General features: G+C 60.4%; 15 protein-coding genes. 9 read left to right on the top strand and 6 right to left on the bottom strand.

Annotated elements, in window-relative coordinates; all coding sequences use genetic code 11:
* Positions 1-146: 146 nt before the first annotated feature.
* Both tmk and HJB91_RS26895 read left to right on the top strand, forming a co-directional pair.
* Positions 147-827, top strand: coding sequence for a dTMP kinase (tmk, locus tag HJB91_RS26900; RefSeq protein WP_210631316.1), 681 nt, complete (start codon positions 147-149; stop codon positions 825-827).
* Complete coding sequence (locus tag HJB91_RS26895; protein WP_221156385.1) at positions 820-1842, top strand: DNA polymerase III subunit delta'; 1023 nt, start codon at positions 820-822, stop codon at positions 1840-1842. The genes tmk and HJB91_RS26895 overlap by 8 nt, the downstream gene beginning before the upstream one ends.
* A gap of 4 nt (positions 1843-1846) precedes the next feature.
* Here HJB91_RS26895 and HJB91_RS26890 read toward each other — a convergent pair whose 3' ends face one another.
* On the bottom strand, positions 1847-2635 hold the full coding sequence (locus HJB91_RS26890; RefSeq protein WP_210631318.1) for a sulfite exporter TauE/SafE family protein: 789 nt from the start codon (positions 2633-2635) through the stop codon (positions 1847-1849).
* A 232-nt stretch (positions 2636-2867) separates the two neighbouring features.
* On the opposite strand from HJB91_RS26890, the gene metG reads away from it, so the two are divergent.
* From metG to HJB91_RS26875, 3 genes are read left to right on the top strand one after another with little or no spacing between them, the layout of a single operon-like run.
* Complete coding sequence (gene metG, locus HJB91_RS26885; RefSeq protein ID WP_221156383.1) at positions 2868-4418, top strand: methionine--tRNA ligase; 1551 nt, start codon at positions 2868-2870, stop codon at positions 4416-4418.
* A gap of 4 nt (positions 4419-4422) precedes the next feature.
* A complete protein-coding gene (locus tag HJB91_RS26880) occupies positions 4423-5205 on the top strand; it encodes a TatD family hydrolase (RefSeq protein ID WP_221156381.1) in 783 nt (260 codons plus the stop codon).
* A gap of 3 nt (positions 5206-5208) precedes the next feature.
* Entirely contained in the window at positions 5209-6027 is an 819-nt protein-coding gene (locus HJB91_RS26875; RefSeq protein WP_210631321.1) for an MBL fold metallo-hydrolase, read from the top strand.
* 67 nt (positions 6028-6094) lie between these two features.
* Here the strand turns inward: HJB91_RS26875 and HJB91_RS26870 are convergent, their stop codons facing one another.
* Positions 6095-6703 (bottom strand): TerC family protein, encoded by a 609-nt coding sequence (locus HJB91_RS26870; protein ID WP_064802665.1) that lies wholly within the window; start codon positions 6701-6703, stop codon positions 6095-6097.
* A 257-nt stretch (positions 6704-6960) separates the two neighbouring features.
* Between HJB91_RS26870 and HJB91_RS26865 the strand changes: the two genes are divergently transcribed.
* The 3 genes from HJB91_RS26865 (at position 6961) to HJB91_RS26855 (ending at position 10552) form a co-directional block, all read left to right on the top strand.
* Complete coding sequence (locus HJB91_RS26865) at positions 6961-7620, top strand: hypothetical protein (protein WP_210631322.1); 660 nt, start codon at positions 6961-6963, stop codon at positions 7618-7620.
* Between the two features lie 63 nt (positions 7621-7683).
* Positions 7684-8064, top strand: a complete 381-nt coding sequence (locus tag HJB91_RS26860; protein ID WP_221147696.1) for a hypothetical protein — start codon at positions 7684-7686, stop codon at positions 8062-8064.
* 334 nt (positions 8065-8398) lie between these two features.
* Positions 8399-10552, top strand: coding sequence for a mechanosensitive ion channel family protein (locus tag HJB91_RS26855; RefSeq protein ID WP_221156379.1), 2154 nt, complete (start codon positions 8399-8401; stop codon positions 10550-10552).
* An 827-nt stretch (positions 10553-11379) separates the two neighbouring features.
* Here the strand turns inward: HJB91_RS26855 and HJB91_RS26850 are convergent.
* From HJB91_RS26850 to HJB91_RS26835, 4 genes are read right to left on the bottom strand one after another with little or no spacing between them, the layout of a single operon-like run.
* Positions 11380-11691 carry a PRC-barrel domain-containing protein gene (locus HJB91_RS26850; protein WP_221147694.1) on the bottom strand — a complete coding sequence of 104 codons (312 nt, stop codon included), beginning with the start codon at positions 11689-11691 and terminating at the stop codon, positions 11380-11382.
* Positions 11688-12053, bottom strand: coding sequence for a hypothetical protein (locus tag HJB91_RS26845; protein WP_210631326.1), 366 nt, complete (start codon positions 12051-12053; stop codon positions 11688-11690). The genes HJB91_RS26850 and HJB91_RS26845 overlap by 4 nt, the downstream gene beginning before the upstream one ends.
* 1 nt (position 12054) lies before the next feature.
* A complete protein-coding gene (locus HJB91_RS26840) occupies positions 12055-13272 on the bottom strand; it encodes an Nramp family divalent metal transporter (protein ID WP_210631327.1) in 1218 nt (405 codons plus the stop codon).
* A complete protein-coding gene (locus HJB91_RS26835) occupies positions 13269-13811 on the bottom strand; it encodes a hypothetical protein (protein WP_221156377.1) in 543 nt (180 codons plus the stop codon). The genes HJB91_RS26840 and HJB91_RS26835 overlap by 4 nt, the downstream gene beginning before the upstream one ends.
* A 290-nt stretch (positions 13812-14101) precedes the next feature.
* On the opposite strand from HJB91_RS26835, the gene HJB91_RS26830 reads away from it, so the two are divergent.
* Positions 14102-14277: helix-turn-helix domain-containing protein (locus tag HJB91_RS26830; RefSeq protein ID WP_221156443.1), on the top strand; the 176-nt coding region annotated here is incomplete at its 3' end.

Raw genomic sequence — 14277 nt, 5'->3', positions numbered from 1 at the left:
GACTTGAATGCCTGACCTTCTGATACAATTTGCCGGGGAAGGTGATTGTGTCGCCGACGCGAAAGGTTTTCCTTCCCGATGTCTTCGGATAGATAGAAGAGGCGGGGCGCCCGTGCGTGCGGCGTCCGGAATGCGGGAAGTTGTCATTGTCATCCGGTACGGGACTGTTCGTTACGTTTGAGGGCGGGGAAGGCGCGGGGAAATCGACGCAGATCCGCCGCCTCGCCGAGGCGTTGAAAGGCGAAGGGCATGAAGTGCTGGTGACACGGGAACCGGGCGGATCGCCGGGCGCGGAGGCCGTCCGCCACGTGCTTCTGTCGGGCGCTGCCGAGGCCTTCGGCACCCGGATGGAGGCCATCCTCTTTGCGGCAGCCCGCAACGATCATGTCGAAGAGGTGATCCGGCCGGCCCTGACATCAGGCAAGATCGTGCTCTGCGACCGCTTCATGGATTCCTCGCGTGTCTACCAGGGCATCACCGGCAATCTCGAGCCCGATTTCATCGAGACGCTGCAGCGGATCGCCATCAACGGCGTCATGCCGGATTGCACCTTGATACTGGATATTCCCGCGAAGATCGGCCTGGAGCGGGCGCAGAAACGCAGCGCTTCGGAAGGTCCCGATCGCTTCGAAAAGGAGCGGCTCGAAACGCACGAAAAACGACGCGAAGCCTTTCTCGATATCGCCGCCCACGAGCCGGAGCGCTGCCACGTGGTCGACGCCATGCAGACGGAAGAGGCGATCGCCGCCGAAATCCTGGCGATCGTCAAGCGGCTGATGTCGCCCCCAGACCGCGCTCGGATGCCGGAAGCAGCCCATTATGAGTGAAGATCGGCCGGGACTGCTGGACGGCGCCATCTGGCCCGCCGAAAATACCAGGCTGTTTGGCCATGAGGAGGCGGAATCCTTCCTTGCCCAGTCCTACCGATCCGGCAAGGGCCATCACGCGATCCTGATCGAAGGGCCGGAGGGCATCGGTAAGGCGACGCTCGCCTTCCGCTTCGCCAACCACGTGCTCTCGCATCCCGATCCCGACGCGGCGCCGGAGAAGATCGCCGATCCGGATCCCGCCTCGGCGGTCAGCCGGCAGATCGCCTCCGGCGCCTCGCACAACCTCCTGCATCTCGCCCGGCCGGTGGACGAAAAGACGGGCAGGGTGAAATCGGCGATCACCGTCGACGAGGTGCGCCGCGCCGGCAAGTTCTTTTCGCAGACCTCAGGCACCGGCAACTGGCGAATCGTCATCATCGACCCGGCTGACGACATGAACCGCAATGCGGCCAATGCCATTCTGAAGATCCTCGAGGAGCCGCCGAAGCGGGCGCTGTTTCTGGTGCTTTCGCACGCACCCGGGCGGTTGTTGCCGACGATCCGCTCGCGCTGCCTGCCGCTGAAACTAGCGCCGCTTGCCGACGAAGGACTCGTTGCCGCCCTTGCCCATCTCGGCATAGCAGGCGAGGGCAGTGTGCTTTCGGCGGCCAAGGGCAGCGTCGGCGAAGCCTTGAAGCTCTTGAACTATGGCGGCAGCGAAATCATCGCCGGTTATGACGAGGTGCTTTCCGCCGAGGGGCCAGCCGCCCGCAAGGCGATGCACCGGCTGGCCGAGGCGCTCTCGGGCAAGGAAAGCGATGCGATTTTCGATTTCTTCGTCAGCCACGTCGGCGACGACATCATGAGCCGCGCTCGCGCGGCGGCAGGCGAGGGAGAGATCGCCACGGCCGAACGGCTGGCACGGCTCTACTCGGAGGTTACCGAGCGACTTACCGTCTCCGATGCCTATAATCTCGACCGCAAGCAGACGATCATCAGTATCCTCGCCGATATCAAGCAGCCAAGATTCTAGCGGATCAGCCGGCCAGCAGCTTCCACGCGACGAGCGCAAGGGTGACGGCTAGGACAATGCGAATGATGCGTTCGTGCAGCCTCGGCGCCAGAAGGCTTCCCAGAATGATGCCGGGAATCGAGCCGACGAGCAGGGCAAGGAGCATCGCCCAGTCGATCTCACCAATCAGCCAATAGCCGGTGCCGCCGATCAGGGTCAGGGGTACGGCGTGGACGATATCGGAGCCAACGATCTCGCGCACATCAAGCCTCGGATAGAGCACGAGCAGGATCGTCACACCGAGCGCACCGGCGCCAACCGAAGTCAAGGTGACAAGCACGCCGAGACAGAATCCGAGAATGACGGTGAGGGCAAGAATGGTCGTCGGCCGCGGCGGGTTGCGTCCGCCGATGGCGCGGCGCGCCAATTGAAGGATCGGGCCACGAAAGATCAGCATGATCGCAGTCATGACGAGAAGCCAACCGAGGGCTGATGTAATGGTGTTGGTCACGCCGATGCTCTTGCGATCGACACCTGCCAGCAGCCAGAGCATCAGCAAGGCGGCCGGAACGCTGCCGGCGGCGAGACTGCCGACGATCTTCCAGTTGACGCGCCCATGCATGCCGTGAACGGCGGTGCCCGCCGTCTTGGTGATCGCCGCATAGAGAAGATCGGTGCCGACGGCAGTTGCCGGATGGACGCCGAAGAGCAGCACCAGCAGGGGTGTCATCAGCGAGCCGCCGCCAACGCCGGTAATGCCGACGAGGGCGCCTACAAACAGTCCCGAAATTGAATAGAGAGGCTCGAATGTCAAGCAAGCGCCTCCGACGGCGCCTGGCCACGGGGATTGTGGTAGGTGAAAACTGGCACTTCGTTCGGTCCCGCCTCTCTTTGTGACGACCGGTAAATTGCGTGCGGGGTGGAGTCAAGCTCACGACCACGTGTCCCGGAAATCATGGACGGCAGCGAAACTTGATGTTTCGCTTGACGGTGACATGCGCTAAGAGCGGCTGACCATTGATAGAATAAGCCGGACCTTGGCCGCCATGACAGACAAAAAACCCTTCTACATCACCACCGCGATTTCCTATCCGAACGGCAAGCCGCATATCGGCCACGCCTATGAACTGATCGCGACCGATGCAATGGCGCGCTACCAGCGCCTGGACGGCGGGGATGTCTTCTTTCTGACGGGCACCGACGAACACGGCCAGAAGATGCAGCAGACGGCGCGCGCCGAGGGGATCTCCGCGCAGGCGCTCGCCGACCGCAACTCCGGCGAATTCGAGGCAATGGCGAAGCTGCTCAACGCCTCCAACGATGACTTCATCCGCACCACGCAGGAGCGTCATCACGAGACGTCGCGGAATATCTGGAAGCTGATGGCCGACAATGGCGACATCTACAAGGACAGCTATGCCGGCTGGTATTCGGTGCGCGACGAGGCCTATTACCAGGAAAGCGAGACGGATCTGCGCGCCGACGGCGTGCGTTACGGCCCGCAAGGCACGCCCGTCGAGTGGGTGGAAGAGGCAAGCTATTTCTTTAAGCTCTCCGAATACCAAGACAGGCTGCTTGCCCACTACGAGGCCAATCCCGATTTCATCGGTCCGGCCGAACGCCGCAACGAGGTGATCTCCTTCGTCAAGTCGGGCCTCAAGGACCTGTCGGTCTCGCGCACGACCTTCGATTGGGGCATCAAGGTGCCGAACGACCCTGCGCATGTCATGTATGTCTGGGTGGACGCGCTGACCAACTACATCACGGCGACGGGCTATATCGAGGACAAGAATGGTCCGAGGGCGAAGTACTGGCCGGCCGATGTGCACATCATCGGCAAGGACATCATCCGCTTCCACGCGGTCTATTGGCCGGCCTTCCTGATGTCGGCGAAGCTGCCGCTGCCGAAACGCGTTTTCGCCCACGGCTTTCTGCTCAACAAGGGCGAGAAGATGTCGAAGTCGCTCGGCAACGTCGTCGATCCGGTCAATCTGGTGAACCATTTCGGCCTCGATCAGGTGCGCTACTTCTTCCTGCGCGAAGTCTCCTTCGGTCAGGACGGCAGCTATAGCGAAGAGGCGATCGGCACGCGCATCAATTCCGATCTCGCCAACGGCATCGGCAACCTCGCCAGCCGGTCGCTGTCGATGATCGTCAAGAATTGCGACGGCAAGATCCCGGAATGCGGGGCGCTGACCGACGAGGACAAGGCGATGCTGGCCCAGGCCGACGCGCTGCATGCATCGACGCGCGAGGACATGAGCAAGCAGCTCATCCATCGCGCGCTCGCCTCGATCATTGCAGTCGTTTCGGAGGCCGACCGCTATTTTGCCGGCCAGGCGCCCTGGGCGCTGAAGAAGACGGATCCGGCGCGGATGGGCACGGTGCTGTACGTCACGGCCGAGGTGGTGCGCCAGATCGCCATCCTGCTGCAGCCCTTCATGCCGGAATCGTCGGGCAAGCTGCTCAATCTCGTCGCCGCGCCTGGCGACAAGCGCGATTTCGCCGCGCTTGGCGAGGCTGGCCGTCTTGTTGCCGGGACGGCGCTCGAAGCGCCGACGCCGGTCTTCCCGCGCTATGTGGCTCCGGAGGCCTGAGGCCGTGCTGATCGATACCCATTGCCATCTCGATTTTGCCGACTTCGAAGCGGAGCGGGACGAAATTGTCACGCGCGCCCACCAAGCCGGCGTCAAGCAGATGGTGACTATTTCGACGCGCGTGCGCAAGCTCGACGGGCTGCTCGCCATCACCGAGAAATATCCGTCGGTATTCTGCTCCGTCGGCACGCATCCGAACAATGCCGGCGACGAGCTGGACATCCAGACCGAAGACCTGGTGCGCCTGGCGAAGGCGCATGAGAAAGTGGTGGCGATCGGCGAGGCGGGCCTCGATTATTTCTACGACACGCAGACACCTGAAGACCAGCAGACCGGCTGTCGCCGCCATATTGCCGCCGCTCGGGAAACCCAGCTTCCGCTGGTCATCCACAGCCGCAGCGCCGATGCCGACATGGCTGACATCCTGACCGAGGAAACGGGGAAGGGGGGCTTTCCCTTCATCCTGCATTGCTTCTCGGCAGGACCGGATCTGGCGCGCACTGGTGTCGAACTCGGCGGCTACATCTCTTTCTCCGGCATTCTGACCTTCCCGAAGTCGGAAGAGCTGCGTGAGATCGCCAAGACGATCCCGCATGAGCGGCTGCTGGTGGAAACGGACGCGCCCTATCTCGCGCCGAAGCGCTGGCGCGGCAAGCGCAACGAGCCGTCCTATGTCGTCAACACGGCCGAAGTGCTCGCTGAGACGATCGGCCTTTCCTATGCGGACACCGCACGGATCACGACGGAGAACGCTTTGCGCCTGTTCTCGAAAATGCCAAGGATTTAGCAGGTGCTCTATCGGCGGCGCTTCACCATTCTCGGCTGTTCGTCGTCACCGGGCGTGCCGCGTATCACTGGCGACTGGGGCGCCTGCAATCCCGACAACCCTAGGAATCGGCGCACACGCGCCTCGTTCATGGTGCAGCAATTCGCTCCTGATGGCGGTGTGACGACCGTCGTCATCGACACCGGGCCGGATTTTCGCGAGCAGATGATCAGGGCGGGAGCCGACCATGTCGATGCCGTGCTCTACAGCCATCCGCATGCCGATCATATCCATGGCATAGATGATCTGCGCGGCTATTTTCACAATACGCGCCGGCGAGTGCCGATCTACGCCGACCAATTTACGATGGACAGGCTGCGTGAAGCCTTCGGTTATTGCCTGGAGACGCCGCCGGGCAGCAACTATCCGCCGATCGTGCTGCCTGTCGTCATCGAAAATCTCAACGAACCCGTCGAAATCCGCGGCCCCGGCGGCAAGATCGATTTTTTTCCGCATATCCAGCAGCATGGCGATATCAATTCGCTCGGCTTCCGCATCGGCGATGTAGCCTATTGCAGCGATATCAGCGATTTCCCGCCCCAGACCGTCGAGAAACTGCAAAATCTCGATGTGCTGATCATCGACGCCCTGCAGTACACCTATCATCCAAGCCATCTGTCGCTGGAACAGTCGCTCGACTGGATCGGCCGGCTGAAGCCGAAACGGGCGATTCTCACCCATATGCATACGCCGCTGGATTATGACGCGGTGATGGCGCAGACGCCGGACCACGTGGTGCCGGCGTTTGATCAGATGAGCTTCGAGACGGAGTTTTTCGCTTAACCCAGCGCTGCAGCGTGCTTACACGCGCGCGGCAGGATCGGGGACTGAGCCCCGACCCTGGCACAGGTCACTGCATATAGGGAAGGACCTCGACGGCGCCGCGGTAGATCATGTCGAGCGAGACGTAGAGGATGATCAGCAGACCAATATAAGCGATCCAGCGATGGCGGCCGAGCAGCCGGGCGATCAGGTTTGCGGCAATACCCATCAGTGCGATTGACAGGGCGAGGCCGATGACCAGGACGCTCGGATGTTCGCGCGCAGCACCGGCAACGGCGAGCACGTTGTCGAGCGACATCGAAACGTCGGCAATGACGATCTGGGTTGCCGCCTGGAAGAAGGTCTTTTTCGGCGCGCCTTCGCCGCTTTCCGCTACGCGATCCTCGTTATGGCCGTCGCGAAGCTCGCGCCACATCTTCCAGCAGACCCAAAGCAGCAGCAGACCGCCGGCCAGCAGCAGGCCGACGATCGCCAGCAGATAGACGGCGACACTGGCAAAGAGAATACGCAGGACCGTTGCGGCAAGAATGCCGACGATGATCGCCTTGCGCCGTTGCGTGGCCTCGAGGCCGGCAGCGGCAAGACCGATGACCACAGCGTTGTCGCCGGCGAGAACAAGGTCGATAGCAATGACCTGCAGCAAAGCCGTCAGACCGGCTGCCGTGAAGATGTCCATATGAAATGTCCCCAATGCGTCGAAAGCCGTGCTAGCGTCTCGATGGTTTGACGTCAACCGCCGAAGGCTGCAACAGACGGTGCGATTCACCGCCTGGTGTATCTGAAAAAGGACAGGCGGCAACGTTATGGAACTGCCATGGAATGCCGCCGATCCGTCCCACTGCCGTGGAACATTCATCTCGGCTGCCGGTTCTTCAAGTCAGAAACCAGGCGTCGGGTCCGACGGCTGGAACAAGACATCGAGAGGAGCGTTCCGTGAGCAACATTCACCACGATACGAACCCGGGTTCTTCAGGCCCGATGGGCGGCGGCAGTCTTACCGCATTTTTCGACAGCCGGAACGAAGCCGAATCTGCGATCTCCCGTCTCGAGGACGCAGGTGTGCCGGTCGCGAGGATCAGATTGATGCCGGGCTATGAAGCGGATGGAAGGAATGCCGGCGCCATAAGCGACGACCGCAGCGGCTTCTTCGACGCGCTGGCCGACTTCTTCTTCCCGGATGAAGATCGCGCGATGTATGCAGAAGGGCTGCGGCGAGGCGGCTTCCTGGTTCAAGTCAACGATATCGACGACGCGCTCTATGAGACCGTTCACGATATTCTCGACGATGAGGGCAGCATCGACATTGATGAGCGGGCAGATCTCTGGTTATCGGAAAGCGGCCGCGAAGGCGGATCCAATACCGGTTTTGCCGGCACAGCCCGTGGCGGCAGAGCCGCGGACGACCTGGCCGTGTCCGAAAGCGCGTTCGAAGATGAAACGCGACCGGTCGCGATGCGCGACACCACGCATGGAAGCGCCAAGGTCCGCGCCTATACCTCTCCCGGGGTCGGCTCGCCATCGACCGATGCCGATCGGCAAACGCAGACGCAAGGCGGATCGAACCAGAGTCAGGGATTCCGACGCGATCACTGATGTCCAGTTCCAGGCATGAGAGCCGGCGACGTTCGCTCTAGCTCATATTCGAAGGAGACGTCCATGCAATCCTCCATCAATCGCGACGGTTTCTTTCCGCCGGATCCCGATGAGCTGGTCGCGGAAGGCGAGCCGCCCTTTGCCGATGCCGCCAGCGCAACCGCGCGTGAGAAGGCCGAGCACGATCTCGACCTCCTGCAGCACGAAGTGAGGCTGTTGCGCGCCCGGCTCGGCATTTTGCGCGAAGATGCGGAATCGGCGCTGAAAGCCCAGGCAAACCTGATAGACGCAAGCGCCCATGTCCAGCTCGGCAGTTATCCCTGGGCAAAGCTCGCCTTGGCCACGGGCGCGGCGTTCATCGCCGCCAGAATCGTTCGCAGCCTTCCGTTCGGCGTTTTGCTGGCCGGATTTGCCGGCCAGCTCTCCGAGACGAGACGGTGGTGAATGGCTGACCATCCGATACGCTCGGTCATCCGACAACTCGGAGAGAGCGATTTGCGGCCCGCGATCCGACTGCGGGCCGCACTTCGCAGCTGTTGCCCCAGATTCATTCCTGACATTACCAACCGTCGCCGGCACTGTGCCGCAGAGAGTCTGCAGGTCGGGGAGGGCGCCCCGATGGTACGTCACCGAGACAAGGATCGGCAATGATCGCAGCTGGGCAACGATCAGCCTGCCTCGGCCAGACTGGTTCGTCGATTGACGTTGATGGCGTGACACTTCACAAAGTGCCAAGCCTCTACAGCACAAGCGGCACCGTCCCGGGGACCACGATCACATGCGCAGCAACGACGACCGCCACCGCTTGCGGAAGATATTCACAGTCCTGACGGTCGGGTTTTCCACGCTGCTGCCAATCGGTATTAATCCTGCTTCCTCGGCCGAGTCATCCGGATCCTCAGCGCCGATCCGCGTCATCATCGAATTGCCGAATGACGATTCCGGTCGCGCTCTGGTCGATCGGATCGTTCCCGGCAATCAGGAGCCCACGCGGCCAGTCGCCGTCCCACCGGCGCCAGCAGCGCCGTCGATCGCGACCTCACTGCAGGATTTGCGCCAGCGCTTGCTCTCGCTCGTCAACGCAGTTCCAACCCTTCCGGGACAGATCCAGGCGGCGATCCGGCTCTTCCAGACAGACAATCGTGTCGACCCTGTCGGTCTGATCCTGGCGGTCACACTCTTCGTTGCTGGCGGATTTCTCGCGCAGCGCATCGCCTGGTGGTCGGGGCGAGGGCTTCTTCATTTTATACTGACCGCACCTGCCGACACGGTCCGGCAGCGGATCAAACTGCACGCCGGGCGGCTGTCAATGGGGCTTCTCGCATTGATCGGCTACCTCATCGGAAGCCTCGGCGCCTTTATTCTTTTTCCATGGCCCGCTGTGTTTCGCGATGTTGCGCTTATTCTGCTGTCAGCTGCGCTCATGGTGCGCCTCGGCGTGCTGGCGGGCCGCATTGTGATCGCGCCGGGCGCCCGCCTGCCGCATATGCGGCTTGTGACCCTTGTGACGTCGCTTGCGTGGTTCTGGTACTACTGGCTCCTTGCAACGGCCGCGCTGTTAGCAACCGGCTGGGCCACCATCGAAGTGATTCAGACGATCGGGGCTTCAGCCATATTGGTCGATCTTTTTACCGCGGCATGGCTCGCGGTCGTCTCGATCGCGCTGATCGCGATGATCTGGCTGCGGCAGTTTCGTTCCGACGGGCCGCCGGTGAACCGGCTGATCAGCGTCGGCTTCAGCGCAGGCATCATTCTCTCGTGGCTGTTATGGGTGTCGGGACTGCGTGCTGCATTCTGGACGGTGATCGTCATTGCGCTTCTGCCGCTGACGGTATCGGTAACGCGCGATATCACTCGGCGCATCATTATGAATTCGCAGGATGAGCGTGCGGTGGAGGATCCGGCCATCTTGGGATGGTCGGTCGTTATCATGCAGACGTTGCGCAACGGCCTTATCGTGGTTGCCGCGCTGCTCATCGCCCGCTCGTGGGATGTCAATCTCGGTGATCTTGCCGCAGCCGAAACGATGACCACACGTCTGATCCGCGCGGGAATCCGAATCGTGATCGTCTTGCTGGTGACCGACGTCATCTGGAAGCTCGTCAGCACTCTGATCGACACGCAGATGGAAGTGGCGTCGAGAAGCGTGAATGCAGGCCACCAGGAGGGGCCAGAGGCGCGCCGTCGTCAGCGGTTGAATACGCTTCTTCCCATTCTTCGCAACGTGCTGTTCCTCGCGATCGGCGCTGTCGGCTTTCTGATGATCCTGGATGCTGTCGGCATTCAGATCGGGCCGCTGCTTGCGGGCGCCGGTGTCGTCGGCATAGCCGTCGGCTTCGGTGCGCAAACGCTCGTCAAGGACATTATCTCCGGTGTCTTTTATCTGTTCGACGATGCCTTTCGGATTGGAGAATATATCCAGGCGGCAAAATACAAAGGTACTGTCGAAGGATTTTCGTTGCGATCGATCCGCTTGCGACACCACCGCGGTCCTGTCACCATCGTTCCATTCGGCGAACTCGGCGCGGTGCAAAATCTGAGCCGCGACTGGGTCATCGACATCATCACGCTTACACTGAACTACGACAGCGACCTCGAGGAGGTTCGCAAGACCATCAAGCGCATTGGCGTCGAGCTTCTGGACGATGCTGAGCTCGGGCCCCACATCATCGAGCCCTTGAAAATGCAGGGCATCGAGCAGATGGCGGACTATGGCGTGCAGATAAGGCTGAAATTCATGGCAAAACCGGGCGAGCAGTTTGGCGTCCGCCGAAAGGCGCTTGCCATGCTGAAGAAGACCTTCGCCGAAAAGGGCATCCAGTTTGCAACACCGACGGTACATGTCTCCGGCGGAACGGCCGATGCAGCGTCATCCGCTGCCGCGTCGGAGCTGCAGAGACCACCAAAACCCGTCTTGCCGATTGAGGAGTGACAACCCGCAATTGGGCTCCATCCCCTTGACCGACGGCGCTATATTGCTGATTGAATATGTCGAGAAGGTCTGCCCCTGGCGATCCCAATTGGCACCGGAGCAACTTGGACGCTGACAATCGGATGCTGACAGTCACGTCTACATTCAGCTACGTCCTCAAGCGGCAATGGTGTCGAGCGTTTCGGCGCGGCGGGCGATAGCATCTGAGGCAGCGTTTTCGGGCAAGGATGTCCAAAAGTGCCTCCTGAAGGCGAAAGCGGGTTGGCGAAACGGCTGTCTTGGCCGTCCACTCGCTCGTTTTCGCTGATTTGCGCGCTGAAATCAGTCACTTCCGATAAGTACTGCTTATCGGAAAGCCAGGAGCAACCTGGAGCATCATAGGTAGTGACGAACTGCCATCCAGAACCTTCTGCGACCAATCTCGGACGCCGGCATCGCGCTGGCCCGTCTCGACGAGCGGGTTGCACGGCGCCACCAAAGATACTCGCACCCCGCCCCACGAGCTGACCATCGCCCGCGACGTTCTGAAAACCCGCCGACGCATTGCAGCGCAGCCGTCCGGCTGGGCGCTGTCGGCGGCATCTCCTGGGGATGTACGGTGTCGAGTAACGCGAAATTACATCGCCACATCTTCGCCAGATGTCGGCCCCGACCTTGGCCCGAGGCGCCTTCTCAAGATCATGTTCGACGCCGCCGTCGCGGCGGCGGACCTGATCGAGGGAATCCGTCGGCATCTCCCAGCGACGAAGCGATTCCGGTGAAGGCACGGTGGTGTTAGTCCGAGGAGCCGTAACGGGGTGAGGGGTGCGGCAGCTGGATAGGTGGCTTCAGTTGAGCGTCTGCAGGGTGGTCTCCCTGCACGTCACTCGCAAGTGCCCGAGATCTCGCATATCGAGCTTGTCCCATGGAACCGCTTTTTTGCTGCCGGATTTTTCCGCCCCTATCGCGGTCAGTACCGCGCGACCGATGGCAAGCGCCGACAGCCGCTCAAAGAAACTGTAGGCGCCGAGGTGATATTCGACGACATAGAGGTCCGCGCCGCGCGCTTCAGCCTTGACCTCTTCCACACGGCCAACGGCCTTGCCGTCAACGTCGTAGACCTGTTTTCCCAGCAGCAGTTCGAGTCGAACCTCGTTCATGATTGCCCTCCCGGGATCCACATAATAATGTGGCGCTTCAGCCAATCCTGACACTGCTCCAATGGCGTCTCGCGACGATCCACATTCACTTCGATGTCGATCCCAACGTCTCTCACTTTTGCCCAGGGCACGCGGAAAGCCGTGATGTTATCATCTTTGCCAGCCGCTCGGTAAAGCCAAAGTAGGAAGCGATGCGGCCGGCGGCCCATCCGTCGCGACAGCGTCACACCGCCCATTTCGATGAACGCGACTTTGGGAGCGTCGCCGTCAGAAAGGCTGAGGACGACGCCGTCTGCCTTACCGATACGATTTTGTTCCTTGTCGACCATTTGCTTGTCAAGGACGTCGCGGATCAAAAGCATATTATCCTCCTAAGATCTGCAGGGGAAGGGTTATCAGGGCGACGATGAACGACAAGCCGATAATGACCAACACGGCGGTATTGCTGATCCATCCATTACGGTGCTTTCCAACAAAATTGCGATCGTTCATCAAAAACAGAAACGGAATCACGCCGAAGGGCAATGCCAACGCAGTGATCGCCATTGAAAAAATCGTCAGTTGCAGGGGATCGACGCCAACCGCGATCGGCAGGACTGCGATGCCGATGAAGCCTGTATAGACAAGCGCGAATGCCGGATCGGTGCGGGGCTTGGCATCTTCCGACCAATTCCAACCAAAACCCTGGGCAACCAGGTACGCCTGGCCAAGGCTTGCTTCGAGCGCGGCGCCAAAGCAGCTGATTCCGAGCGATGCGGCGAAAAGGTAAAAACCCCATTTTCCCAACGCTGGGGTCAATATCGGCGCAATCTGGTCATATCCTTGGATGTCGGTGATGCCGCGCGGCGGAAAGACGAGTGCCGCCACGATCAGGATTGACGCTGCAATGACGGCGCCAAAGCTCATCCCAACCGTCGCGATCACCCGATTAACGCCAAGGAAGCTCTTATCCCACTTTTCCTCGATCGCGCCTGACGAGTAAAACAAGAACAGAAACGGGGCTATCACGGCTCCGAGAATGCTGACAGCAATGAAACCATAGTGCAGCGGCTCTTTTTCGGGCAGCGTCGGCACCAGCCCTTTTGCCACCTCCAGCCAGGGCGGATCCATGACAAACACACCCACCACGAAGCATACTGCCACCAAGCCCATGACGGCCACACCATCTTCGATCATGCCGAATGTGCCCTTCCAGAGCAGAAGCCATACGGTCAGGGCGACCGGCAATGCCCACCACTGAAAGCCGGCACCGCTAACAAACTGCAGTGCCAGCGCAATCCCACCAAGTTCTGAGGCGAGGACGAGCAGATTGACGATCGAGATTATCAACAAAGTGACCAGGAAGTAATTCGCTCCAAAACGTTCCCTCATACCATCGGCAACGGTGTGATGGCTTGCAATGGCAAATCGACCCGACATTTCAATCAGGAAAATCAGACAGACAGTGCCGACGACAATGGGCCAAAGCAGGCTGAACCCATAGGCCGCTCCCGCCTGGCTCGATGTTGCGATCTGGCCTGTTTCGATAAATCCCCCGACGCTGGTGACTATCCCCAGCGAAATCTGAAGCAGCTTTTTCATCCGCCGGCACCAGGGAGTTTACGCTGGTCGACCTCGTAGCGATGAAGCTCAACAAGATTTTGATGGGCCTGCTCGAAACGCCCATGTCCGATCTCGTCGTGCGCCACGGCGATCAATCCATTGAGCCTGACGACAGCCGCTCTCGCTTGGTCATATCTCGGGGTTTGCGGCAGTTGCGATGAAAGATGCGATATTTCCCTGTGGCATCGTTGCACGGCAAGATCGGTGAAGCCTTCTGGAACACGTCCGCCAAGGCGGGCATCGAGGATCATCTCGGCGCTGGCGCTCCACATGAGGATTTCCTGCACTTGCCTGCGAGACTGCTCATCCTCGTTCGAACAGGAGACGAGTGACAGCAATAGAACCGTAGACAACGCTCTATTCGACCACCGCGAACTTCGTTTCAATGTTCTTCCTGGAGCGATGCGAACGTGACCTTGGCCTGCATGTGCCGTATCGCCGGGCAGTGCGACGTCGCGAGATTTCGGTGCTCGTCTGTCGCGAGGAGAGGAGGTGCGCGCCGGGAAAATCTGGGCCAAGATGCGCTCCGTGCGAAGAATGCGCCGAAATGACGGTTTGAGTTACCAATCAACCGTTTAAGATCATTTTAGTTCCGCCTCATGCGAGGGAGCGGTTCTGTTCGCATACATCATTCGGTTCCATAATCTACCTTATGCAATTTTGGTGTGTAGCGGCTATTTAGTAATGCGACAGTTGGGCCAGTTAGAGATGCGACAGTCTCGCCTCTCGACGTTCTGGTCAACGCCAACGTTGGGAGCAAGGATGACGACCTTCAGCCTGGTCGAGACCATGAGCGGTCGGAGTCGTGATGTCCTGTTTGATCACCATGTCGCAGAAAGAGTTGCATCGCCTCGAAGTCATTCAGAAGATCCGCGACCGGCGCCTGAGCATTATCCAAGCCGCCGAGTTGCTTGATCTCAGTCGAAGTCAGGTTCATCGGCTGCTGCGGGACTATGACCGTTTCGGTGAAGCCGGCCTGGTTTC

Source organism: Rhizobium sp. NLR10b (assembly GCF_019685435.1).
Taxonomy (GTDB): Bacteria; Pseudomonadota; Alphaproteobacteria; order Rhizobiales; family Rhizobiaceae; genus Rhizobium.
This window is presented reverse-complemented; position numbering and strand designations above follow the sequence as displayed.

What these genes read in the sequence shown, in the direction of transcription:
- HJB91_RS26895 (WP_221156385.1), top strand. Translation starts at nt 820, where the DNA reads ATGAGTGAAGATCGGCCGGGACTGCTGGACGGCGCCATCTGGCCCGCC.
- metG (WP_221156383.1), top strand. Translation starts at nt 2,868, where the DNA reads ATGACAGACAAAAAACCCTTCTACATCACCACCGCGATTTCCTATCCG.
- HJB91_RS26870 (WP_064802665.1), bottom strand. Translation starts at nt 6,703, where the DNA reads ATGGACATCTTCACGGCAGCCGGTCTGACGGCTTTGCTGCAGGTCATT.
- HJB91_RS26860 (WP_221147696.1), top strand. Translation starts at nt 7,684, where the DNA reads ATGCAATCCTCCATCAATCGCGACGGTTTCTTTCCGCCGGATCCCGAT.
- HJB91_RS26855 (WP_221156379.1), top strand. Translation starts at nt 8,399, where the DNA reads ATGCGCAGCAACGACGACCGCCACCGCTTGCGGAAGATATTCACAGTC.
- HJB91_RS26850 (WP_221147694.1), bottom strand. Translation starts at nt 11,691, where the DNA reads ATGAACGAGGTTCGACTCGAACTGCTGCTGGGAAAACAGGTCTACGAC.
- HJB91_RS26845 (WP_210631326.1), bottom strand. Translation starts at nt 12,053, where the DNA reads ATGCTTTTGATCCGCGACGTCCTTGACAAGCAAATGGTCGACAAGGAA.
- HJB91_RS26840 (WP_210631327.1), bottom strand. Translation starts at nt 13,272, where the DNA reads ATGAAAAAGCTGCTTCAGATTTCGCTGGGGATAGTCACCAGCGTCGGG.